Source organism: Arthrobacter sp. U41 (assembly GCF_001750145.1).
Taxonomy (GTDB): Bacteria; Actinomycetota; Actinomycetes; order Actinomycetales; family Micrococcaceae; genus Arthrobacter.
In genome coordinates, this window is the sequence record NZ_CP015732.1 from 1,603,982 (window position 1) to 1,624,602 (window position 20,621).

The window sequence follows — 20,621 nt, forward strand, 5'->3', positions numbered from 1 at the left end:
GGCCCGCCGCCACAGGATGGGTCCAGAGGCGCCGGACGGCCGTGTCCGGCGCGTTCTTTCCTATTGCCGAAAGCAGGAGCTGCGACATGGCTGAATCCCCGGTGCTGTGGTTTGAAGAGATCGGCATGGGCGATGTCCCGCAGGTGGGCGGCAAGAACGCCTCCCTCGGCGAACTCATCCAGTCCCTCAAAGCCAAGGGCGTGCGGGTGCCGGACGGCTTCGCCACCACCGCGGACGCCTACCGCCGGTTCCTCGAGGCCAACGGGATCGAGTCCGCGATGCGCTCGCGGATCCAGTCCTACCGTTCCGGCGAAACCTCCCTGCGCGCCACCGGGGAAGCCATCCGGGAAATGTTCCTGGACAGTGAGTTCCCCGAAGACATTGCCGAGTCCATCCGCTCCCACTACCGGGAACTGGGGGAGCGTGCCGGACTCGACCGGCTCTCGGTCGCAGTCCGCAGCAGCGCCACCGCCGAGGACCTGCCCGACGCGAGCTTTGCCGGGCAGCAGGAGACGTTCCTGAACATCTCCGGGGAACGGGAGCTGCTGGACGCCTGCCGCCGCTGCTACGCCTCGCTGTTCACCGACCGGGCCATCAGCTACCGCGAGGTCAAGGGTTTCGACCACCTCGACGTCGCGCTCTCGATCGGGGTGCAGCGGATGGTGCGTTCCGACGTCGGCGCCTCCGGCGTGATGTTCTCGATCGACACGGATTCCGGGTTCCCCCGCGTGGCCGTGGTCAGCGCCGCCTGGGGCCTGGGCGAAACCGTGGTCCAGGGCACCATCAACCCGGACAAATACCTCGTGTACAAGCCGCTCCTGGCGCAGCAGGAGTTCGCCCCGATCATCGAAAAGACCCTCGGCTCCAAGGACCGGAAAATGGTCTACAGCCGGGGCGGCCATGCACGCACCAAGATGGTGGACACCTCGGACGCGGAACGCCGCGCGTTTGTCCTGGACGACGCCGAGATCCTCGCGCTGGCGCGCTGGGCGGTAAGCGTCGAGGAGCACTACGCCCGGCCGATGGACATGGAGTGGGCCAGGGACGGCGTGACCGGGGAACTGTTTATGGTCCAGGCCCGGCCGGAGACTGTCCAGTCGCAAAAGACGGGTTCCCGGTTCACCCTCCACCACCTGCTGGAAACCGGCACGGTGCTGGCACGCGGCGCCGCGATCGGCGACTCCATCGCGCACGGCACGGCATGTGTGATCAGGAGCGCGGCGGACATCGAAAACTTCCGCGACGGCGCCATCCTCGTCACCGAGATGACTGACCCGGACTGGGTCCCGATCATGAAGCGGGCGGCCGGCATCGTGACCGACCACGGCGGTCCGACGAGCCATGCGGCGATCGTGAGCCGCGAACTCGGGGTCCCCGCCGTTGTCGGAACCGGCAACGCCACCACCGTCCTGGCGGAAGGCCTGGACGTGACGATCTCGTGCGCCGAGGGCGATGAAGGCCGGGTGTACCGTGGCAGCCTCGCGTTCGAAACCGAGGAGGTGGATCTCGGGGAACTGCCGGAGACGCACACCAAAGTCATGGTCAACATCGCCAGCCCCGCGGCCGCGTTCCAATGGTGGCGGCTGCCGGCCGACGGCGTCGGGCTGGCACGGATGGAATTCATCATCAGCAGCCTGATCCGGGTCCACCCGATGGCGCTGGTCCATCCTGAGCGCGTGACCGACCCCGGGGAAGCCGCGCAGATCCGAGCCCTGACGAGCGGCTACGCGGACCCGAAGGATTATTTCGTGGACGCCCTGGCCCTCGGCATCGCCAAGATCGCCGCGCCCTACCATCCGCGGCCGGTGATCGTCCGGCTCAGCGACTTCAAGACGAACGAGTACGCGCACCTGATCGGCGGTTCCGCCTTCGAGGAGCCGGAGGAGAACCCGATGCTTGGCTTCCGCGGCGCCTCCCGCTACTACGACGAGCGCTACCGCGAGGGATTCGCCCTCGAGTGTGTGGCCCTCAAGCGGGTCAGGGAAAAGCTCGGGTTCGGCAACATCATCGTGATGATCCCGTTCTGCCGGACCCCGCAGGAAGCGGACCGCGTGCTGGCGGTGATGGCGGAGAACGGCCTGGCCCGGGGGGAGAACGGCCTGCAGGTCTACATGATGTGCGAGATCCCGTCCAACGTGGTCCTGGCCGAGAAGTTCGCGACCCGCTTTGACGGCTTCTCCATCGGCTCCAATGACCTCACCCAGCTGGTCCTGGGTGTGGACCGGGATTCGGGGCAGCTGGCCGCACTGTTCGACGAGCGGGACGAGGCCGTCATGGCGATGATCAGCGAGGCCATCCGCAAGGCGCACGCCGCCGGGATCAAGATCGGCATCTGCGGCCAGGGCCCCAGCAACCACCCGGAGTTCGCGGCGTTCCTGGTCAGCGAGGGCATCGACTCGATCTCACTGAACCCGGACAGCTATCTCAGGACCGTTCCGCGGATCGCGGAAGCCGAGAAACAGGCGGCGGCCCGGTAGCGCCGCCGGCGGCCGTTTGCCCCGGCGCCTTTGTTCCGGCCCGCTGCTTGCCGGGGCTGAGGGCGCGCAGGGCATTGAGGATCGTGGCCAGGTCCACGAGTTCCTGGGACAGCGCGCCGGCGATGGCCGGGATGTAGCCGGCGGCCGCCGCGACCATCAGCGCGACGCTCAGCGCGATCCCGATCCAGATGCTCTGCAGCGCCACCTTGACGGTGCGCTGGCCGATCCGCACGGCGGAGGCCGCCTTGGACAGGTCATCGAGGATAATCACGACGTCGGCCGACTCGCCGGCCGCCGTCGAGCCCCGCGCCCCCATCGCGATCCCGACGTCGGCGACGGCCAAAACCGGGGCGTCGTTGACGCCGTCGCCGACCATCATGACCGGGCGGAGGGGCAGGGCCCGGACGGCTTCGACCTTGTCCGCCGGCAGGCACTCGGCGCGGACATCGGTGAGCCCTGCCTCGTCCGCGATGTGCCTGGCCGTGGCGAGTGCATCGCCGGTCAGCATGACCGTCCGGGTGACGCCGAGTTCCGTGAGCTCGGCCAGGGTACGGCGGGTTTCCCGCCGGATCGGGTCGCTCATCACGAGGGACCCGGCGAATTCCCCGGCCACGCCCACGTAGATGGCGAGTTCGCCGCTGGCCAGCTCCGTTTCCACGACACCGGGGGCCGATTCAGCCACGAAGTTGGGCTTGCCGACCACCACGTCGCGGCCGTCGAAGCGGGCCCGGACGCCGTGCGTGGCAAATTCTGTGGCCTCCGTGGCGGTTTCGAACATCAGCCCGCGGGTGCGCGCGGCCTCCATCACCGAAGCGGCCAGCACATGGGATGAGTACTGTTCGGCGGAGGCCGCCAGGGCGAGAACCTCGTCCTCGGTGAAGGACCCCGAGGTCCGGACCCCGACCAGGGACGGCCGGCCGTAGGTCAGCGTGCCGGTCTTGTCGAAGGCGACCGTCCTGATCCGGCTCAGCTGTTCCAGGACCCCGGCGTACTTGACGATGATGCCGCCGCGCGCGGCGCGGCTCATGCCGCCCAGGAAAGCAACGGGGGCGGCGATCAGCAGCGGGCACGGGGTGGCCACCACCAGCACTTCCGCGAACCGGGCCGGGCTGCCGCTGACGATCCAGCCGACCGCGCCCAGGAGGTAGGCGAAGGCCGTGAACGGAACGGCATACCGGTCAGCGAGCCGCACCATCGGAGCCTTGCTGTCCGCGGCTTCCTTGACCAGGGCGACGATGCGGCTGTACTGCGAATCCTCCATCCGGGCCGTGACCTGCATCCGGACCGCGGCTTCGCCGTTCAGCGAGCCGCTCATCAGTCCCTCGCCGGCGACCCGATCCACCGGCAGGCTCTCCCCGGTGAGTGAGGATTCGTCGAAGCTGCCGGATTCTGAGAGCAGGATCCCATCCAGCGGCACGACTTCACCCGGCCGCACCAGCAGGATGTCACCGATCCGGACGTCGGTGGCGGCAACATCCTCGTGCTGGCCGTTTGCGCGGGTTCCGGCAGTGTGGGTTCCGGCGGCGGAGCTGCCGGCGCGTTCCCGGTGGGCCGTCTGCGGGACGCGTTCCAACAGGGAGGTCAGTTCTTTTTTGGCGCGGCCGGCCGCGTAGTCCTCGAGGGCTGTGCCGCCGGCCATCATGAGGACGATAATCATGGAGGCGATGAACTCGCCCACCAGCACGGTGCTGACGATGGCGGTGACCGCCAGGATGTCGATGCCCCATTGGCCGCCGATCAGCCGGCGGATCATGCCGACGGCAAGGTAGGCGGCCACGGCGAGTGCGTAGAGGCTGGCGGTGAGCTGCGCAATCAACGGCTGCCCGGACAGCAGCAGCACCAGCACCGCCACCAGGACGGCGAGAGTGCCCGCAACGAGCGGATACCGGAGCAAAAGTTTCACGGGGGAGCCGACCTTAGATTTCGCGTCCTGGACTACTTGCATCCTACTGCGGAGCCCTCCCGTGTAGGGCGGTAAGGGGGCAGGTTACGCAGCGCCGGCGGGCCGTCCCCGCATTGGCATGAGACGCTGGAGCCGGGCGGGATCCGTCCCGGCCAAACCGGCCCGCATGTTGGGGCCCTGGCCGGCGAACGGCCGAGCCACGTGTTCTACACCGCGTGGTCACGGATGAACACGGAACAGGAAAACATCGAGACCAACGCGGCCATGCTGCGGAACCTGCTCGCCAGCCGGCCTGCCGGTTTTAACGGGTACCGCCGGACGGAAGACTCCTTCATCCGCCTGTTTGACGGGTGCCGGGCCGACCGCCTGATTCCCGCAGGGCCCCCGGGCCCGGCCTAACAACGCGGGGTCAGATCGCGCCCATCCGAGGGGTCAACATGGGCGCCAGGTGACCCCGCGTTGCTTGGGGGATTTTGTTGTGTACCGGGCACTTCAGCCCTACTCCTGCTGTGGCCGGTGGCGCGACAGTGGAGCATGTGGGCGATCTTCACGGGGGACCGGCGCCGGTGGCTGGCGGCCGCGGCTGCGGTGCTGTTGCTCGCCGCCGGGGTGGTGCTGGCCGTCGTGCTTACGGCGGTCCCGCCCTCGTCCGCCCCGACGCCCTCGCCGTCACCGTCTTCGCCGTCGCTCCCGGCCAGCGCCAGCCCGTCGAGTAGCCCGTCGGAGAGCCCTGCGCCGGCGTCGCCGTCGGACACTCCGGTCCCCACCGAAACGGTTCCGGCCGGTCCCGCGCCGGTTCCTCCCGTTCCGCCGCCCGCACCTCCGGCGCCCGCCCCCGCCCCCCCGGCGCCCGCCCCCGCACCCCCGGCACCCGCACCTCCGGCTCCGTTCCCCGCAGCCCCGTTCCCCGCAGCCCTCGCCGGCCGCGACCTCGAGGTGATCCCGGGCGCCGGGGCGGTGGTGGCGCTGACGTTCGACGCGGGAGCCAACTCGGCAGGGCTGCCCAGCATCCTGCAGACCCTTGCCGGCACCGGAGTGCGCGGCACGTTCTTCCTCACCGGCAACTGGGCCGCCGCCAACCCCGCGGGGGTCGCCTCGATCGTGGCCGCCGGCCACCGGGTCGGCAACCATTCGATGACCCACCCGGGCTTCACCGGGCTCTCCGATGCCGCGATCGGGCGGCAGCTGTCAGCAGCCGAGCAGGCCATCCGGGCCGGCGGCGGCGAACCGCGGCCGCTGTTCCGCTTCCCCTTCGGCGAACGCGACGCCCGGACCATCGCCACCGTCAACGCCTACGGCTACCTGCCCGTCCGCTGGACCGTGGACACCCTGGGCTGGAAGGGCAGCAGCGGAGGGATCACGGCGCAAATCGTGGCGGACCGGGTGCTCGCCCGGCTTCAGCCGGGGGAGATTGTGCTGATGCACATCGGATCCAACCCCGACGACGGGACCACCTTGGACGCCGACGCGCTGCCCGGGATGATCGAGCGGATCCGCCAGGCCGGCTACGGCTTCACCACCCTCGACGCGCTGCTGGGCTGATGGCCGCCCTTAAAGCTCTGGAACGGCCGGAGATTGCGGCAGAAGGCCACTGTCGTGGTGACCGGATGCCTGATACGACTGAGGCATGACGGAGTCGCCCACCCTTGCCGCCGCCCTGGCGCCGGTCGATGCCGTGATCTTCGACCTGGACGGCGTGGTCACGGACACGGCGGAGCTCCGCGCGACGGCCTGGCAGCAGCTCTTCGACGAGGTCATGCAGGACCCGCGGCTTCCCGCCGGGACCCGCCGGGATCCGTTCAGCACCGGGGACTACCGGGACCTGGTCGCGGGCCGGACCTGGGAGGACGCCGTAACAACCTTCCTCGGCTCCCGCGGCGGAGCCATCCCGGCGGGCTCACCGTCGGATGGCTCCGGGGACTGGACCGCCTTCGGCCTCGCGGCACGCCACAGCGAACTTTTCGAAAAACTGCTCAGCAACACCCCGGTCCGGGTCTTCCCCGGCACGGCAGACCTGCTCAGCAGGCTGAAGGCAGGCCGGATCCCCGTGGTGCTTGCCACGTCCGCCCGGAACGCGGGAGCGCTGCTGTCCGCCGCCGGGCTCGGGGACGTCTTCGACCACATCATCGACGGGCAGACAGCGCTGGACCGCGATGTCGCGGGCAAACCGGCCCCCGCACTGTCACTGGAGGCGGTGCGCCGGCTCGAGATCCCGCCCGCCCGGGCCATGGTCATCGAGGAATCAGTCGCCGGCGTGGAAGCCGGCCGGCGCGGCGGCTTCGGGCTGGTCGTCGGCATCGACCGGTACGGACGCCGGGATCCGCTGGAAGCGGCGGGCGCCGACGTCGTCGTCGAAGATGTCGGCCAGCTGGACATTGGACTTGCCATCACGCACCCGTGGCTGCTGGTCTACCAGGGCTTCGACCCGGCGCACGAAGGCCACCGTGAGGCCCTCACCACCCTGGGCAACGGTTACCTGGCCACCCGCGGTGCCGCCCCCGAACACCGCGCGGGGGCGGTGCACTATCCCGGCAGCTATCTCGCCGGCGTCTACAACAGCCTGCGCAGTGTTGTTATGGACCAGGAAACCGTCGACGAACACATGGTCAATATCCCCGACTGGCTGCCGCTGGACCTCCGGATCGGCGAGGGCGCGTGGTGGTCCGAGGGCGGGCTTTCCCTCCGCAGCGAGCGGCGCACCCTGGACATGAAGCACGCAGTGCTGATCCGCGAGGCGCTTCTGGAGGACGACGCCGGCCGCCAGCTCCAGCTGCAGCAGCGCCGACTCGTGTCCATGGCCACGCCGAACCTTGCCGCCCTGGAAACCGTGATCACCGCTGTCGGCTGGGACGGCGCCGTCAGCATCCGCAGCGGCTGCGACACGGACGTCACCAACGCCAACGTCCCCGATGACGAGGCGCTGTCGAACCGGCACCTGGGGTCCGTCAACATTGCCGCTTCCGAGACCGGTCCTGGCGCCGCCGACCTCACCGTGGAAGTCCGGACCGTCACCAGCGGGATCGGGATCGCCCTCGCGCTCCGGACGGAAGTCTCCGGGTCCGATCGGCCGGCCGGGGCAGGGATTCCCGAAGTGCTGGGCGGGCTGCACGCGCACCGCTTCGAGCTTTCCCTGGCTGCCGGGGAGCAGCTGACCGTTCTCAAGACGGTGGCCGTGGCGTCCTCGCGCGACCACGCCATCGCCTCGCCGCTGGCGGCAGCCAGGGCCGTCCTGACCCGCGCCCCGGGCAGTTTCGCGGCGCTCCTGGCCGAACACGAGACCGCGTGGGCGATCCTGCTCGACCCCTTCCTCATCGAGCTCGAGGACGGCTCGCAGACGCAGCTCATCCTCAACCTGCACGTCTTCCATCTGCTGCAGACGCTCACCACCCACACCGCCGAACTGGACGCGGGCGTGCCGGCCCGCGGACTGCACGGCGAGGGCTACCGGGGGCACGTCTTCTGGGATGAACTCTTTGTGCTCCCGCTGCTGAACTCCAGGTTGCCCTCGCTCGCACGGGAACTGGTCGACTACCGGTGGCGGCGGCTCGGCGCAGCACGCGACGCGGCCCGGGCCGCGGGGCTGAAGGGGGCGATGTTCCCGTGGCAAAGCGGCAGCGACGGCACCGAACAGACGCCCAAGCTGTTGTTCAACCGGCTGTCCGGGCGCTGGATGCAGGACCACTCCCGGCTCCAACGGCATGTTGGCCTCGCCGTCGCCTACAACGCCTGGCAATACTTCGAGTCCACCCAGGACCGCGGCTGGCTGACCGAACATGGCGCGGAAATCATCGTCGACGTCGCCCGGTTTTTCGCGTCGATGGCGGAGTTTGACCCGGCGGAAGACCGCTTCCACCTCCGGGGCGTCATGGGCCCGGATGAATACCACACCGGAAACCCGGGCGACCCGGGCGGCGGACTGAACGACAACGCGTACACCAACGTTATGGCAGCCTGGGTGTTCGATCAGGCGGTCTGGATCATGCATTCAGTCCGGGGTTTTGACATGGAGGAACTGCGTACCAGGCTGCTGGTCACCGCCGCCGAGATCGAGGACTGGGAACACCTCAGCCGCCGCATGTTCGTTCCGTTCCACGCCGACGGCGTCATCAGCCAGTTCGACGGCTACGAGGCACTCCGGGAACTCGACTGGAAGCATTACCGCCGGACTTACGGGCTCATCGAGCGGCTGGACCTGATCCTGGAGGCGGAAGGGGACAGCGCCAATCACTACCGGCTGGCCAAGCAGGCCGACGTCCTGATGCTCTTGTATGTCCTGGGCGAGGACCAGCTCATCCAGTTCCTGGCCCGGATGGGCTACACCGTCACCTCCGCCCAGATGGCCGCCACGGTGGACTTCTACCTGGCCAGGACGGCGCACGGATCCACCCTCAGCCGGGTGGCCCACGCGTCTGTCCTGGCGCAGCGGGATCCCGAGCGGGCGTGGGCGGTGTTCCGGGAGGCCCTGGACGCGGACCTGGATGACACCCAGGGCGGAACCACCAGCTCCGGCATCCATCTGGGTGCGATGGCCGGGACGATCGACGTTATCCAGCGCAGTTTCGCCGGGCTGCGGATCACCAGGGATGCCCTCGACTTCGCGCCCCGGCTGCCCAAAGAGCTCCGCCGGGTGAAATTCCATGTCCGCTACCGGGACCAGATGCTCGCCGTCCATCTGGAACTCGACCGCCTGCTGGTGTCGGCGGCCCCCGGCGACGCCGCCCCGGTGCTGGTGCGGGTCGGTACGCAGCGGGTGCTGCTCCGGGCCGGCCAGGACCATGTGTTTCTGCGCCAGGACAACTGAACCGGCGGGCCCCGGGCCGGCTACGGGGAGTCCATCCGGAGGACGGCCGCGCCCGTGACCCGGTCCTCCGACAGGTCCAGCAGGGCCTGGTCGGCGGCCGAGAACGGATAGGACACCGTCGTGGGGCGCAGCGGGATCTCCGCGGCGATGCGGAAAAACTCCTCGCCGTCGGCCCGGGTGTTGGCAGTGACACTGCGCAGCTGGCGTTCCTGGAACAGGTCCGTGGCATAGTGCAACGGCGGAATGTCGCTCAGGTGGATGCCGGCGACGGCGAGGGTGCCGCCCCGGTCCAGGGCCCGCAGGGCCACCGGAACCAGGCCGCCGGCCGGAGCGAAGAGGATGGCGGAGTCCAGCGGATCCGGCGGCTGCTCATCGGCGCCGCCGGCGAAGGTCGCCCCCAGCTCGAGGGCGAGGCTGCGCGCTTCCTCGGACCGGGTCATAACGTACACGCGGGCACCCTGGAAGAGCGCGATCTGTGCCGCCAGATGCGCGGATCCGCCGAAGCCGTAGATCCCCAGCCGTCCGCCGATGGGCAGCTCGGCACGGAGGAGCGCGCGGTAGCCGATGATCCCCGCGCACAGCAGGGGCGCCGCCTCCTCGTCCGAGAAGCTCGGCGGCAGCCGGTAGGCGAACCTCTCGGACACCGTGATGAGTTCGGCGTACCCGCCGTCCCGGTCCCAACCGGTGAACACGGGGGTGAGGCAAAGGTTCTCCGCCCCGCGCAGGCAGAAGCGGCAGGTGCCGCAGGTCCCGCCGAGCCACGGGACCCCGATCCGGTCGCCGGGGGAAAACCGTGTGGCGCGGGACCCGCGCGCGATGACGTCGCCGACGACCTCATGGCCCGGGATGACGCCGGGGCGCCGCGGGGCGAGGTCACCCTCGGCCAGATGCAGGTCCGTGCGGCAGACTCCGCACACGCGGACCCGCAGCAGCACTTCCCCCGGGCCGGGCCGGGGATCGGGGCACTCGTCCGCCACCAGGGGGCCGCTTTTCATCGGCCCGGGCTGTCCTACCCGCCAGGCTCGCACGGGTGTCCTCCTCTGTTAGAACCTCCAGCTCCCCTCTGAAGGCGGTGGTCCGGTAGAGCGGGTCAGCGCGTGATCAGGACGTTGCAGCGCGCCTTGTTCAGGACGGCCGTGACGGTGTTGCCCGGGCCTCCCGTCCGGTTATGGGTTCCAATCACTAGTGCCTCGGCGTCGCTGGCGGCCGCCAGCAGTTCTTTGGACGCCGCGTGGCCTTCCCGCAGGTCGACTGAGATCGACAAATGCGGGGCGAGGTTCCGGGCCTCCTCAAGGGTGTGGTCCAGCAGTTCCTGCCCGTGCAGCGGGCCGTGGCGTCCGTGCCCTTCCCGGGCTCCGCCGCGGGTCTGGTCGATATGGACGATCCGCAGGTCCGTGCCAAGAAATCCGGCCAGCCGGGCGGCGGCGGCCAGCGCCGCGGAACTCCGGGAGCTCCCGTCGACGCCGACGACGACCGGGGCCGCCGGTTCGCCGGGACTGCGCACCCGGCGGATGACCATCAAGGGACAGGGGGAGGAGCCTGCCAGAGCGAGGCAGACCGATCCGGCGAGATGCCCCAGCACGCTTCCGAGCCCGCGGCTGCTGACCACCAGGAGCACGGCATCGCGGGCCGCGCCGCGCAGCACCGGTGCCGGGAGCCCGGTTTCCATGAGGCCTTCGACGGCGGGACCGGTTTCGGCCGCGGGTCCGGCGGGGGCGGGTTCCGCGTCCGCTGGTGCGGCGGCGCTGCGGGCGGCGTCGAGGGCTGTGCGTGCCAGTTCGATGCCTTCCGCGAGGATCGCCTCGGCTGCGTGCCGCAGTCCGCTGCCTTCCACGCCTTCGACCGGCCCGAGTTTCTTGGTGAACATGGGCCACACCCAGGCATGCACCACCCGGAGCCGGTGACCTCCGGCGGCCGCGTATCCCGCGGCCCACCGGACGGCGTCTTTCGCTGCATCCGACCCGTCGTAACCTACGGCCATGGTGGTGCGTTCTTGCCCCGCAGCGGGTGCCGTCATGCGTCCTCCCGGTCAGCCGTGTCCGCCTCCGGGCGGTACTTTGACCCCAGTAGAACGCGGTGGCCGGGAAAGGGCTAGGGGCTTTGGTCCCGCGGGTTGCGCGGGTCCGCCTCCGGGGTGTGCCCGGTGCGCGCGGCGGCCTCCGCGTCCGCCCCGCCGCTCCGTTCACGCAGTTCGCGGCCACGTTTGATGTCTTCCTCTTCGCGCGCCTGCAGCTTGTCGCTCTGCTTGGTATCCCGGGGCGGCAACTGGATGGTTTCCTCGGCTTCGATCCCGGCCTGGAGCTGGCGGCCGCGTTCCATCTCGGCGTCGAATTCCGCTCCGAACAGCAGCGACATGTTGAGGATCCAAAGCCACAGCAGCGAGATGATGACGCCGCCGATCGTGCCGTAGGTCTCGTTGTAACTGCTGAAGTTGGCGACGTAGAACGCGAAGGCCAACGAGGACAGCAGGAAGATCACCAGGGCGATAAAGGATCCCAGGCTCATCCAGCGGAATTTGGGCTGCTTCACATTGGGTGTGGCGTAGTAGAGGACGGCGATCGCGAGGACCACGAGCAGCAGCATGACGGGCCACTTGGCGATGTTCCAGGCAACGAGGACGGTCCCGCCCAGGCCCAGCGCCTTGCCGACGGACTCTGCCACCGGACCGCTCAGGACAAGCATGGCGGCCAGCAGCAGGACAATCAGCACGGTGGCGATGGTGACGCCGAGCATGGTGCCCCGCAGCTTGATGAACGGCCGGCCCTCGTCGACTTCGTAGATCCGGTTCATGGCCCGGCCAAACGCCCCGACGTAGCCCGAAGCGGACCAGAGGGCAGTGAGGATGCCGATGACCAGGGTCAGGCCGGCCGCGGAGGAGCTGCTGAGCTGCTCGACCGGCTGGCGGATGGCATCCACCGTTTCTGCGGGCGCGAAGCCCTGGACGATCTCCAATAGTGCGGACGTGGTCTTCCCGGCATCCCCAAAGATGCCCACCAGGGACACGAGGGCCAGCAGCGCCGGGAAAATTGAGAGAACCGAGTAATAGGTCAGGGCCGCGGCAAGGTCCGGGCACTGGTCCTTGGTAAATTCGCGCAGTGTCTTCTTGCCGATGTACGTCCACGAGGGTTTGGTGACATCGGTGGGGCTGTCCGGTTTGCGCGAGTCGTCGGGAGCAGGCGCCGTGCGGGCCTTGGCGGTGCTGCTCTCCTGGGTTTCGGCGTCGGCTGCAGGGTCTGCCGCGGCGGGGTTCTTGGCCATGGGAGTTCTTCCTTCGGGGATTAAGTGCCACGGCCGGCCGTACGGCGCGTGAGCGCAGGACGGCCGGCCGGGTTGGAACGGAATCAGACGTGCCGGACGTTGTCCTTGGCTTCGGCGGTCCGGTCCTTGACGTCCGTCACCGCGCCCTGGCCCTCGGCCTTGACGTGCTCGGTGGCGTCAGCGGCGGTGGCCTTGACGTTTTCCATGGCAGCCTGGGCGGGCTCCTTGAGTCCTTCCGCCACGTGCTTGGCGGCCTCGGTGAGTTCCGTGGTGAGCGGCTCGGCCGCGGTTTTCAGGGCATCCGCGGCTTCGCGTTCCTTCTGGCTGGGCGGGATCAGCGAGGAGACCAGCAGGCCGGCCCCGAAGGCCATCAGCCCGGCGGCCAGGGGGTTGCCCTGGGTCTTGGTCTTCACCTGGGTGGGGGCGTCCCCGATCGCCGAACCGGCGTCGCTGAGGCGCGCACCGGCGGTGCCCGTGGCGGAATGGACATTGCCCGCGGTGTGGTCGGTAGCTCCCATGACTTTCTCCTTCACTCCGAAGACGGCGTCGCGCACGTTTTCTTTGACTCTGTCCGTTTGCCGCTGGACGATGTGGGACGGGGTGACCTTGTCCGCCACGGCGTCGACGTTCGTGCCCAGCCGCGCGCGGGTAGCTTCAATATCTGCTCGGATGACATCCGGGTTTTCACTCATCGTGTTTTCCTCGCTGGATCTAGGTGGTGGGTTTGAGCGTGGGCGGGATTTCCTGAAGCGTCTCCGCGGTCTGGGGCATGCCCTTGATCGCGTTGAGTTCCTTCCGGCCCAGGGCTGCCAGGACTGCGGCGACGATTCCCCAGATGACTGCGACGACGACGGCAGCCCAGCCCAGCCCCATAACGGTCCCGAGGGCCCACCAGAGCGCCAGGGACAGGAAGAGCAGGACGAAGTGCCCTGCGACGCCGGCCCCGGCCAGCATCCCGCTGCCCTTGCCGGCGCGGGTCGCGGACTGCTTCAGTTCGACCTTGGCCAGTTCAACTTCCTGGCGCATCAGGGTGGACATGTCCCGCGTGACGTCACCCAGGAGATCGCCCAGGGACGTGGTGTCGGCCTTGGCGTGGGCCGCGGTGTGAGGGACTTCGCTGCTCATCGACGGCCACCGTCAAAAGGGTCCTCGCGGAGCGGGTCCTGCCGGAGCGGGTCGGTCACCACGGGCTCCGGGTCCCAGCGGTCCTGACGGCTGCCGCCGGCGACCGGGTCGGTGCCGCGCGGAGCCGGCGGGTAGGTGTCCGCGAAGCCCGCCGTCGTGGTTTCCGGGGCAGGCATCTGCACGGGCTGCGGCGGAACCGCCATGCCGGTGTCAGGAACCCGGGTGGCCGGCATGCCCGTACCGGCCTGCGCGGTGGCCGTGGACTCGGGGGCGCCTGCGCTGAGGCTGCGGCTCAGCCGGCCTGCCAGCACACCTGCCCCGGCAGCGAGCAGCAGGAAGGTGCCGGGGCGCTGACGGGCAAAGGACTTCACCTCGGTCAGCAGGGAACCCGGATCGCGGCCGTCGAGCCAGCCGGCTACGGCGGAAGACCGCTCGGCCACCTGGCGCACAAGGTCGGTGGCGACGCCGGGCTGATCGGAGGCGGCGGCCATGGTGTGCAGTTCGGTGGAGATGGAGCGCAGCCCCTCGGCGACTTTGTGCTGCTGTGTGCCGGCCTGGTCAGTCAGGTCGGATTTCGCCTGGTACAGGAGATCCCTGGCGTTCGTCTTGACCTCTGCGGCGACATTGGCGGCTTCGGTTTTGGCCGTCTCGGCCACGTTCTGGGCGGAATCCGTGGCCTGGCGCTTCAGTTCCGCCGCCTCGTCCTTGGCGGCGTCGGTTCTTGACGCCCCGCTGTCGGGAGTGGTGCCGTAGGGGCTGCCGCCGGTGGCTGGCGGGAGGGTGGTTTCGGCCTGAAGGGGAGTCTGCTGGGTGGCCATCGGTGTGCCGTAGCTTCCGTCCTGGGGCCATTTGTTCTCTGTCATCTTCGCTCTCTTTTCAAGATCGGCTGCTGATCACAAACCAGCAATAACTGGAGACTAAATAGTAAGCATGATTACTAACAAATGGTAAGTACCCTTGGTTGTTTTCTTTCCGTTGGGGACGGCCGCGGCGGATGCGCGGCGGCCGTGAAGGATGCCCCGGCCGGTGAACTAGGCTTGAAAGATGAGCAAAACGGTGGCTGGCTGATGGCGAAACGGGGCAGGGCCGCAGGCCGGAGCAACACCGAAAAAGCCGCGGGAGTGGTGGACGTACCCAGGGGAAGCCGCCCCGAAGGGCCCCTGGAGGGCGTCTACTACATCGATACCGGTGACTGCGAACTGATCGCTGACCAGGACAACTCCAATGGCTGGCTGCTGCGGATCAACGGCGTGATGAGTTCGCATATCGACCTGGCCGATCCGTTGTTCCTCGACTTCGAATACATGCGCTGGATCTCGGCCCTGGTGGAATCGCGCTGGCCGCGCGAATCCCGGCCCAAGCTGCGCGCCCTGCACCTTGGCGGGGGAGCGTGCTCCCTGGCGCGCTACTTCCACGCCGCCTACCCGGAGGCCCGCCAGGTGGTGGTGGAACTCGACGGGAAGCTGGCGGAGTACGTCCGGGGCTGGTTCGACCTGCCGAAGGCGCCGCTGATGCGCCTGCGTGTGGGCGAGGCCCGCGAGGTGACCGAAAGCCTGACCCCGCAGACCCGGGACCTGATCATCCGCGATGTTTTTGCCGGCTCGCTGACGCCCCGGCCGCTCACCACCAAAGAGTTCAACGAACAGGCACAGCGTGTCCTGGCCCCCGGCGGGATGTACGTGGTGAATTCCGGTGACGCGCCGGACCTGAGGAATGCCCGCGAGGACGCTGCGACCATCGCGGACGCCTTCAAGCACACGGTGATCATCGCGGACCCGGCCATGCTCAAGGGCCGGCGCTACGGGAACATGATTATGGCCGGCAGCGACGAACCGTTCGACGACGACCCGGGGCTGGCCCGGCGCCTGCTGGGCGGCGCGGTGCCCGCCCACATCTGGAATGACGCCAAGGTGAGGGCCTTTGCCGCCGGCGCCCCGGTCCGCCACGACCCGGAGACGGTGGACCCCCCGCCGTCGGCTGCTCCGTAACGGCCCTTTTGCGGCCCGAAAACGGCGGTTATGGAGCAGTCGATGCGTACCCGCCCCGCCCCATCAGCGCCTGACGGTGGGACCTCGTCTGTTCGCGCAGCGCCTGCACCAGCGCCGCGACGGCGGGGCGGCGCATGGAGTCGGGCCGCAGCACCATCCAGTACGGCAACAGTTCGGCGAACTCCTCCGGCAGCAGCCTGACCAGGTCCGGATGCAGGTCCGCCGCGAAACACGGCAGGAAGCCGATCCCTGCACCGGCGCGGGTCGCCTCCACGTGGACGAAGACGTTGGTGGAGCTCAAACCGTCCCGCATGGTCGGTACAAGACGGCGCGGGGCATCCAGATCGTCCACCTGAAGCATGGAATCCACGAAGTAGACCAACGAATGGGTGGTCAGTTCCTCGACGGTCGTGGGGGTGCCGTACTCGGCCAGGTAATCGCGGGAGGCATACATGCCGAGCATGTACTCGCCGAGACGGGCCGCTGCGGCCCGGTGCACCTGCGGTTCACCAACCACTACTTCGATGTCCAGTCCGGAACGCTGCTGGAGCGCCCGCCGGGTCACGGTGATGATCTCGACGCTGAGGCCCGGGTGGTCCCGGCGCAACCTGGCCACGGCGGGGGCCGCGATGTAGGCGCTGAAACCGTCCGTTGCGGTCATCCGGACGACGCCGGTGATCGGGTCCGGGACACGGCCGGGCTCCTCCAAGGTCCGGATTGCCGCTTCCACCCGTTCAGCCACCTGCACCGCCTCCACGCCGAGATCCGTGAGCTCCCAGCCGCCCGCGGCGCGGGACAGCACCCGCCCGCCCAGGGCCTTCTCCAGCGCCGCGATCCGGCGCGACACGGTGGTGTGGTTCAGCCCCAGACTCTGCGCCGCCGTGGTGAACTTCGCGGAACGGGAGACGGCCAGGAGCACGAGCAGGTCATCCGGGTTTGCGTTCATATCTGCAATTCTGCACATACGGGGTGCCGGTTTGACCATTGAATCGCCAACTTTGTGCGGCAATACTCAGTGAAGCTGCTCAGCGCTGTGCACCGCACCTCCTCTGGGCCGTTGACGACCGCGAACTTGAGGAGAGCAGACATGGAGAGCAGCTTGAACGGGCGCAAGGCCCTGGTGACCGGCGGAGCCGGCGGGATCGGAGCGGCCAGCGTCCGCGCCCTCGCCGCGCGGGGCGCCAAAGTGGTGATCGCGGACGTGGACGAGGCGGCTGCCACGGCCCTCGCCGACGAGGTCGGCGGCACCTCCTGGGCCGTCAACCTGCTCGACGTCGAATCCCTCGAGGCCATCAGCCTGGACTGCGACATCCTCGTCAACAACGCCGGCATCCAGCGGATCAGCCCGCTCGAGGACTTCGAGCCGGCGGACTTCCGCCGCCTCATCACGCTGATGCTGGAGGCGCCGTTCCTGCTCATCCGCGCAGCGCTGCCGCACATGTACGCGAACGACTTCGGCCGGATCATCAACCTGTCATCCGTGCACGGGCTCCGCGCCTCGCCGTTCAAGGGCGCCTACGTCTCGGCCAAGCACGGGCTGGAAGGCCTGAGCAAAGTCACGGCGCTGGAAGGCGGCGCGCACGGCGTCACCTCCAACTGCATCAACCCCGGTTACGTCCGGACACCGCTGGTCGAGTCCCAGATTGCTGACCAGGCCAAGGTGCACGGGATCCCGGAATCCGAGGTGCTCACCAAGATTATGCTGACCGAGGCGGCCGTGAAGCGCCTCGTCGAACCGGAGGAGGTCGCTTCCCTGGTGGCCTGGCTGGCCTCTGATGACGCCGGCATGGTCACCGGCGCTAGCTACACGATGGACGGCGGCTGGTCCGCGCGGTGACGAGCCGCTGATCAATCCGCTGGCTTGTCCTCTTCCGGTTCCTGGGTGGCAGGCTCGGTGGAGCGGCGGATGTAGTCGTTGACGGCTTCCTCGGGAACCCGGAACGAACGGCCCACCCGGACGGCCGCGATGGCGTGGGCTTTCACCAGCCGGTAGACGGTCATCTTTGACACCCGCATGGCCGCAGCGACTTCCGCGATGGTCAGGAAATGGGAGGAAACATTCGCTGAGCTCATGTCTTCTGGCCCGTCCACTATTCGGGGTACCGGAGTTGCCGGTAATCGTAGAAGACGACGCGCCCCGGAGCGTGGCCGGCGGTCCGCAGACCAACGTAAGGGGTCTCGATCACGGCCACTGTGCCCAGATGCCGGCCGTTGAACGGATCATCCCCGATCAGCACCTGCCCCACCCGGAATGGAATCCGCGGGGTTCTGGCGCGTCTCACGGTGTCCGACAATAGACGGGCCATTCGGCGTCGTTGGTGTTGTGCCTGCTGAGATGCTGGGGACCCCATCGGAACCACTTCCTTCGGAATGCATGCCACTCGGACTGTCGGCGGGTTCCGGGCCAGCTTTGGGAGGGCTCCCCAGCCAGCGTCCCCGCCGGTCCGGTGCCGCCGTGAAGCAACTGTAGCCCCCAGCCCCTTTCGCAACACGAGTAACTTCTACCCCCGCCGGACCGGGCACCACTTAGGCGGCAGCACCGACTACTTGCCGCAACGGTGGCTGCGCCCCCGGTCCGGGCGCCCGGGGCCTACCGGAGGGGTTCCTGCCGTGGTAGAACCGACCCGGGCCAGGAACTCCATCCGACAGTGCAGGAGATGCGCCATGAAAGCGATTGTCCAGGACGTGTACGGCTCCACGGACGTGCTGGAACTGCGCGACGTCGGCCAGCCGGCACCCGGCGACGACGAGGTGCTGATCCGGGTCCGGGCCGCCGGCGTCGAGCAGGGGGTCTGGCACCTCATGACGGGAATGCCCTATCTGACCCGTGCGTTCTTCGGGCTCAAGGCACCCAGGAACCCGATCCGTGGCAGGGAAGTCGCCGGCCGGGTGGAGGCAGTGGGGCGGAACGTCGTCGGGTTCCGTCCGGGGGATGAAGTGTTCGGGACAGCCGAGGGTACCTTTGCCGAATTTGTCTGCGCCAAGGAGGGCAAAATCGCCCGGAAACCGGCACGCCTCAGTTTCGAACAGGCGGCGGCCGTACCCATCTCCGCCACCACAGCGCTGCAGGGCCTGCGCAACAGCGGCCGGCTCCAGCCCGGCCAGGACGTCCTGATCATTGGCGCCGGCGGCGCGGTGGGCTCCTTTGCCGTGCAGCTTGCCAAGGCGCTCGGAGCGCAGGTCACCGGGGTGTGCAGCACCGCAAAGCTGGACCTGGTCCGCTCGATCGGCGCCGACCACGTCATTGACTACCGGCACGACGACTTCGCGGACGGAGCGAGGCGCTTCGACCTGATTCTCGATACGGCCGGCAACCGCCCGCTGTCAGTTCTGCGGCGCGCGCTCAGACGCCGGGGAACCCTCGTGATTGTCGGCGGCGAAGGCGGCGGCCGATGGACCGGAGGATTTGAACGCTCCCTCCGGGCCGCTTTGCTCACCCCTTTCGTGGGGCAGAAACTCAAGGGCCTGATGACAGCAGAGCGGCAGGAGGACCTCCGCTACCTTGCCGAGGTCATCGACGCCGGATCTGTCACCCCCGTCATTGACAAAAGCTATCCGCTGCGGGACGCTGCGGCGGCGATTCGGCACCTGCGCGACGGCCACGCCCGGGGCAAGGTGGTCATCACGGTCTGAGGACGCCCGCGTCAGGCCTGCTGCAGCGCGAGCACGATGATGGCGGCGTTGATCCCGAGTCCGATCAGCCACCAGCGGTTGAAGGTCAGGAGCAGCAGTGCGGCCGAGGCCGCGGCGCCCGTGACCGTGACGGGAATCCACCAGGACGCGTCCCCGATCAGGCCGATCCCGCCGAGCGCCAGGATCACAGCGGCCGCAATCGCCAGTGCGGATGCCAGCCGGCGGACATTGCCGGCAAACGGCGAGCGGCCGACGTCGAAGGGTGCCTTCTGGTCCGGCTTCGGCAGCCAGATGGCCAGATGGACCAGGCCGTGCGCAATCACGAACAACCCCGCAATCCAGCGCATCGCGGCCCTCCTCGCCTCCCGGCCGACCAGTCCATGAAAGCAGTGCCGCCGGGGCGCGGCAAGAGGCGGAAGTCCCTCCGGCCGCGGCGGAGCCCCGGATCCTGCGGCCGGCAACGGCGAACATGTCCGGTATGCCAGACAAGGGAGGGCGGGCCGGTCGGTTCTGGACGCCGGCCCGGGCGCATGCTTAAGTACGGGATACCGGACACCGCGCGATGAAGAGGATCCATGCCAGCCACCAGCACTACCCCGACCGCCAGCGAGGCGACGTCCAGAGCCGCCCCGGCGAAGGCGACCTCCAAGGTTCCGGCGGCGGAGAACACCCTGCGCATCCTCAAGCTGCTGGCCTCGAAGCGGGGGCCGATGGCGGCGTCGAACATTGCCACCGCACTCGGGCTCCCGCGCTCCAGCGTTTACCACCTGCTGGGCGTGATGGAGGCCAACGGCTTTGTGCTGCATCTGCATGAGGAGCAGCGCTACGGGCTGGGGATCAGTGCGTTCGAGCTCAGTTCGGCGTATTCGCGGCAGGAACCGCTCTCCCGCCTGGGCCGGCCGATGCTCGCCTCGCTGGTGGATGTGATCGGCGAAAGCGCGCACCTCGCCGTGCTGCACGGCCGCGATGTGCTCTACATCGTGGAGGAACGGGCCAAGAACCGCCCGTCGCTGGTGACCGACGTCGGCGTCCGGCTGCCCAGCCACCTCACCGCGAGCGGCCGGGCAATCCTGGCGGCGCTGCCGAAGTCGCAGGTCCGCGCGCTCTACCCGAACGCGGCCGCCTTCACCGCCCGGCACGAGACCGAGTCGCCCATCATGAAGTACTCCGCGCTGTCCTCGCATCTGGATCAGGTCCGGCAGCGCGGCTACGCGACGGAACACGGGGAGGTGACGCCGGGCTTCGGCTCGATCGCCGCCGCCGTCACGGACCACGTGGGCTGGCCGACCGCCGCCGTCGCCGTGACCTTCCTGGAGGACAAACTGCCGGCCGGGGAGTGGCCCGCACTGGCTGCCCGGGTGCAAAAGGTCGCGGACGAACTCTCCACGCGGATCCACGGCCGCCCCGCCACCTGATCCGGGCCGTCAATGCCGGGG

19 protein-coding genes are annotated in these 20,621 nt (G+C 68.9%); 8 read left to right on the forward strand and 11 right to left on the reverse strand.

Annotation, left to right across the window (positions count from 1 at the left end):
* Nucleotides 1-86: 86 nt before the first annotated feature.
* Complete coding sequence (gene ppsA / locus ASPU41_RS07470; protein WP_069950392.1) at nt 87-2,477, forward strand: phosphoenolpyruvate synthase; 2,391 nt, start codon at nt 87-89, stop codon at nt 2,475-2,477.
* Here ppsA and ASPU41_RS07475 read toward each other — a convergent pair.
* Nucleotides 2,425-4,422, reverse strand: coding sequence for a heavy metal translocating P-type ATPase (locus tag ASPU41_RS07475; RefSeq protein WP_083266406.1), 1,998 nt, complete (start codon nt 4,420-4,422; stop codon nt 2,425-2,427). The two genes, ppsA and ASPU41_RS07475, sit on opposite strands and share 53 nt — an antisense overlap.
* Nucleotides 4,423-4,605: 183 nt before the next feature.
* Here ASPU41_RS07475 and ASPU41_RS23290 point away from each other — a divergent pair, with 183 nt between their 5' ends.
* From ASPU41_RS23290 to ASPU41_RS07490, 3 genes are all read left to right on the forward strand, one after another.
* Nucleotides 4,606-4,779: a hypothetical protein gene (locus tag ASPU41_RS23290; RefSeq protein WP_231941194.1), complete on the forward strand. Its 174-nt coding sequence runs from the start codon at nt 4,606-4,608 to the stop codon at nt 4,777-4,779.
* A 135-nt stretch (nt 4,780-4,914) separates the two neighbouring features.
* Nucleotides 4,915-5,922 carry a polysaccharide deacetylase family protein gene (locus ASPU41_RS07485; RefSeq protein ID WP_069950394.1) on the forward strand — a complete coding sequence of 336 codons (1,008 nt, stop codon included), beginning with the start codon at nt 4,915-4,917 and terminating at the stop codon, nt 5,920-5,922.
* 85 nt (nt 5,923-6,007) lie between these two features.
* A complete protein-coding gene (locus ASPU41_RS07490) occupies nt 6,008-9,181 on the forward strand; it encodes an HAD family hydrolase (protein WP_069950395.1) in 3,174 nt (1,057 codons plus the stop codon).
* A gap of 20 nt (nt 9,182-9,201) precedes the next feature.
* Here ASPU41_RS07490 and ASPU41_RS07495 read toward each other — a convergent pair whose 3' ends face one another.
* From ASPU41_RS07495 to ASPU41_RS07520, 6 genes are all read right to left on the reverse strand, one after another.
* Nucleotides 9,202-10,176, reverse strand: coding sequence for a zinc-dependent alcohol dehydrogenase family protein (locus ASPU41_RS07495; RefSeq protein WP_231941195.1), 975 nt, complete (start codon nt 10,174-10,176; stop codon nt 9,202-9,204).
* 95 nt (nt 10,177-10,271) lie between these two features.
* Nucleotides 10,272-11,198 (reverse strand): universal stress protein, encoded by a 927-nt coding sequence (locus tag ASPU41_RS23705; RefSeq protein ID WP_069950397.1) that lies wholly within the window; start codon nt 11,196-11,198, stop codon nt 10,272-10,274.
* A 74-nt stretch (nt 11,199-11,272) separates the two neighbouring features.
* Complete coding sequence (locus tag ASPU41_RS07505) at nt 11,273-12,439, reverse strand: YihY/virulence factor BrkB family protein (RefSeq protein WP_083266407.1); 1,167 nt, start codon at nt 12,437-12,439, stop codon at nt 11,273-11,275.
* An 83-nt stretch (nt 12,440-12,522) separates the two neighbouring features.
* Entirely contained in the window at nt 12,523-13,131 is a 609-nt protein-coding gene (locus tag ASPU41_RS07510; RefSeq protein WP_069950398.1) for a DUF3618 domain-containing protein, read from the reverse strand.
* 19 nt (nt 13,132-13,150) lie between these two features.
* The gene (locus ASPU41_RS07515) at nt 13,151-13,564 is read right to left on the reverse strand and encodes a phage holin family protein (RefSeq protein WP_069950399.1); all 414 of its coding nucleotides are present in this window, start codon (nt 13,562-13,564) and stop codon (nt 13,151-13,153) included.
* On the reverse strand, nt 13,561-14,427 hold the full coding sequence (locus ASPU41_RS07520) for a hypothetical protein (RefSeq protein ID WP_069950400.1): 867 nt from the start codon (nt 14,425-14,427) through the stop codon (nt 13,561-13,563). The genes ASPU41_RS07515 and ASPU41_RS07520 overlap by 4 nt, the downstream gene beginning before the upstream one ends.
* 204 nt (nt 14,428-14,631) lie before the next feature.
* Between ASPU41_RS07520 and ASPU41_RS07525 the strand changes: the two genes are divergently transcribed.
* Nucleotides 14,632-15,552 (forward strand): spermidine synthase, encoded by a 921-nt coding sequence (locus ASPU41_RS07525; RefSeq protein WP_069952546.1) that lies wholly within the window; start codon nt 14,632-14,634, stop codon nt 15,550-15,552.
* Nucleotides 15,553-15,580: 28 nt separating this feature from the next.
* Here ASPU41_RS07525 and ASPU41_RS07530 read toward each other — a convergent pair whose 3' ends face one another.
* Nucleotides 15,581-16,498: a LysR family transcriptional regulator gene (locus tag ASPU41_RS07530; RefSeq protein WP_069950401.1), complete on the reverse strand. Its 918-nt coding sequence runs from the start codon at nt 16,496-16,498 to the stop codon at nt 15,581-15,583.
* A 141-nt stretch (nt 16,499-16,639) separates the two neighbouring features.
* On the opposite strand from ASPU41_RS07530, the gene ASPU41_RS07535 reads away from it, so the two are divergent.
* Entirely contained in the window at nt 16,640-17,389 is a 750-nt protein-coding gene (locus tag ASPU41_RS07535) for a 3-hydroxybutyrate dehydrogenase (RefSeq protein ID WP_069950402.1), read from the forward strand.
* Nucleotides 17,390-17,400: 11 nt separating this feature from the next.
* Here ASPU41_RS07535 and ASPU41_RS07540 read toward each other — a convergent pair whose 3' ends face one another.
* Nucleotides 17,401-17,625 carry a helix-turn-helix domain-containing protein gene (locus tag ASPU41_RS07540; protein ID WP_069950403.1) on the reverse strand — a complete coding sequence of 75 codons (225 nt, stop codon included), beginning with the start codon at nt 17,623-17,625 and terminating at the stop codon, nt 17,401-17,403.
* Nucleotides 17,626-17,642: 17 nt separating this feature from the next.
* Nucleotides 17,643-17,834: a hypothetical protein gene (locus ASPU41_RS22585; protein WP_157356957.1), complete on the reverse strand. Its 192-nt coding sequence runs from the start codon at nt 17,832-17,834 to the stop codon at nt 17,643-17,645.
* A 382-nt stretch (nt 17,835-18,216) separates the two neighbouring features.
* Here ASPU41_RS22585 and ASPU41_RS07545 point away from each other — a divergent pair, with 382 nt between their 5' ends.
* The gene (locus ASPU41_RS07545) at nt 18,217-19,185 is read left to right on the forward strand and encodes an NAD(P)-dependent alcohol dehydrogenase (protein ID WP_069950404.1); all 969 of its coding nucleotides are present in this window, start codon (nt 18,217-18,219) and stop codon (nt 19,183-19,185) included.
* An 11-nt stretch (nt 19,186-19,196) separates the two neighbouring features.
* Here the strand turns inward: ASPU41_RS07545 and ASPU41_RS07550 are convergent, their stop codons facing one another.
* Nucleotides 19,197-19,532, reverse strand: coding sequence for a hypothetical protein (locus ASPU41_RS07550; RefSeq protein WP_069950405.1), 336 nt, complete (start codon nt 19,530-19,532; stop codon nt 19,197-19,199).
* 228 nt (nt 19,533-19,760) lie between these two features.
* On the opposite strand from ASPU41_RS07550, the gene ASPU41_RS07555 reads away from it, so the two are divergent.
* Nucleotides 19,761-20,600, forward strand: a complete 840-nt coding sequence (locus tag ASPU41_RS07555) for an IclR family transcriptional regulator (RefSeq protein WP_069950406.1) — start codon at nt 19,761-19,763, stop codon at nt 20,598-20,600.
* Nucleotides 20,601-20,621 lie beyond the last annotated feature (21 nt).

Bases quoted from the DNA above. Each gene is read 5' to 3' on its own strand.
- ASPU41_RS07545 (WP_069950404.1), top strand. From the start codon at position 18,217: ATGAAAGCGATTGTCCAGGACGTGTACGGCTCCACGGACGTGCTGGAA.
- ppsA (WP_069950392.1), top strand. From the start codon at position 87: ATGGCTGAATCCCCGGTGCTGTGGTTTGAAGAGATCGGCATGGGCGAT.
- ASPU41_RS07495 (WP_231941195.1), bottom strand. From the start codon at position 10,176: ATGAAAAGCGGCCCCCTGGTGGCGGACGAGTGCCCCGATCCCCGGCCC.
- ASPU41_RS23290 (WP_231941194.1), top strand. From the start codon at position 4,606: ATGAACACGGAACAGGAAAACATCGAGACCAACGCGGCCATGCTGCGG.
- ASPU41_RS23705 (WP_069950397.1), bottom strand. From the start codon at position 11,198: ATGACGGCACCCGCTGCGGGGCAAGAACGCACCACCATGGCCGTAGGT.
- ASPU41_RS07475 (WP_083266406.1), bottom strand. From the start codon at position 4,422: ATGCAAGTAGTCCAGGACGCGAAATCTAAGGTCGGCTCCCCCGTGAAA.
- ASPU41_RS07485 (WP_069950394.1), top strand. From the start codon at position 4,915: ATGTGGGCGATCTTCACGGGGGACCGGCGCCGGTGGCTGGCGGCCGCG.
- ASPU41_RS07520 (WP_069950400.1), bottom strand. From the start codon at position 14,427: ATGACAGAGAACAAATGGCCCCAGGACGGAAGCTACGGCACACCGATG.
- ASPU41_RS07525 (WP_069952546.1), top strand. From the start codon at position 14,632: ATGGCGAAACGGGGCAGGGCCGCAGGCCGGAGCAACACCGAAAAAGCC.
- ASPU41_RS07505 (WP_083266407.1), bottom strand. From the start codon at position 12,439: ATGGCCAAGAACCCCGCCGCGGCAGACCCTGCAGCCGACGCCGAAACC.
- ASPU41_RS07530 (WP_069950401.1), bottom strand. From the start codon at position 16,498: ATGAACGCAAACCCGGATGACCTGCTCGTGCTCCTGGCCGTCTCCCGT.
- ASPU41_RS07490 (WP_069950395.1), top strand. From the start codon at position 6,008: ATGACGGAGTCGCCCACCCTTGCCGCCGCCCTGGCGCCGGTCGATGCC.
- ASPU41_RS07510 (WP_069950398.1), bottom strand. From the start codon at position 13,131: ATGAGTGAAAACCCGGATGTCATCCGAGCAGATATTGAAGCTACCCGC.
- ASPU41_RS07515 (WP_069950399.1), bottom strand. From the start codon at position 13,564: ATGAGCAGCGAAGTCCCTCACACCGCGGCCCACGCCAAGGCCGACACC.
- ASPU41_RS07555 (WP_069950406.1), top strand. From the start codon at position 19,761: ATGCCAGCCACCAGCACTACCCCGACCGCCAGCGAGGCGACGTCCAGA.
- ASPU41_RS07540 (WP_069950403.1), bottom strand. From the start codon at position 17,625: ATGAGCTCAGCGAATGTTTCCTCCCATTTCCTGACCATCGCGGAAGTC.
- ASPU41_RS07535 (WP_069950402.1), top strand. From the start codon at position 16,640: ATGGAGAGCAGCTTGAACGGGCGCAAGGCCCTGGTGACCGGCGGAGCC.
- ASPU41_RS07550 (WP_069950405.1), bottom strand. From the start codon at position 19,532: ATGCGCTGGATTGCGGGGTTGTTCGTGATTGCGCACGGCCTGGTCCAT.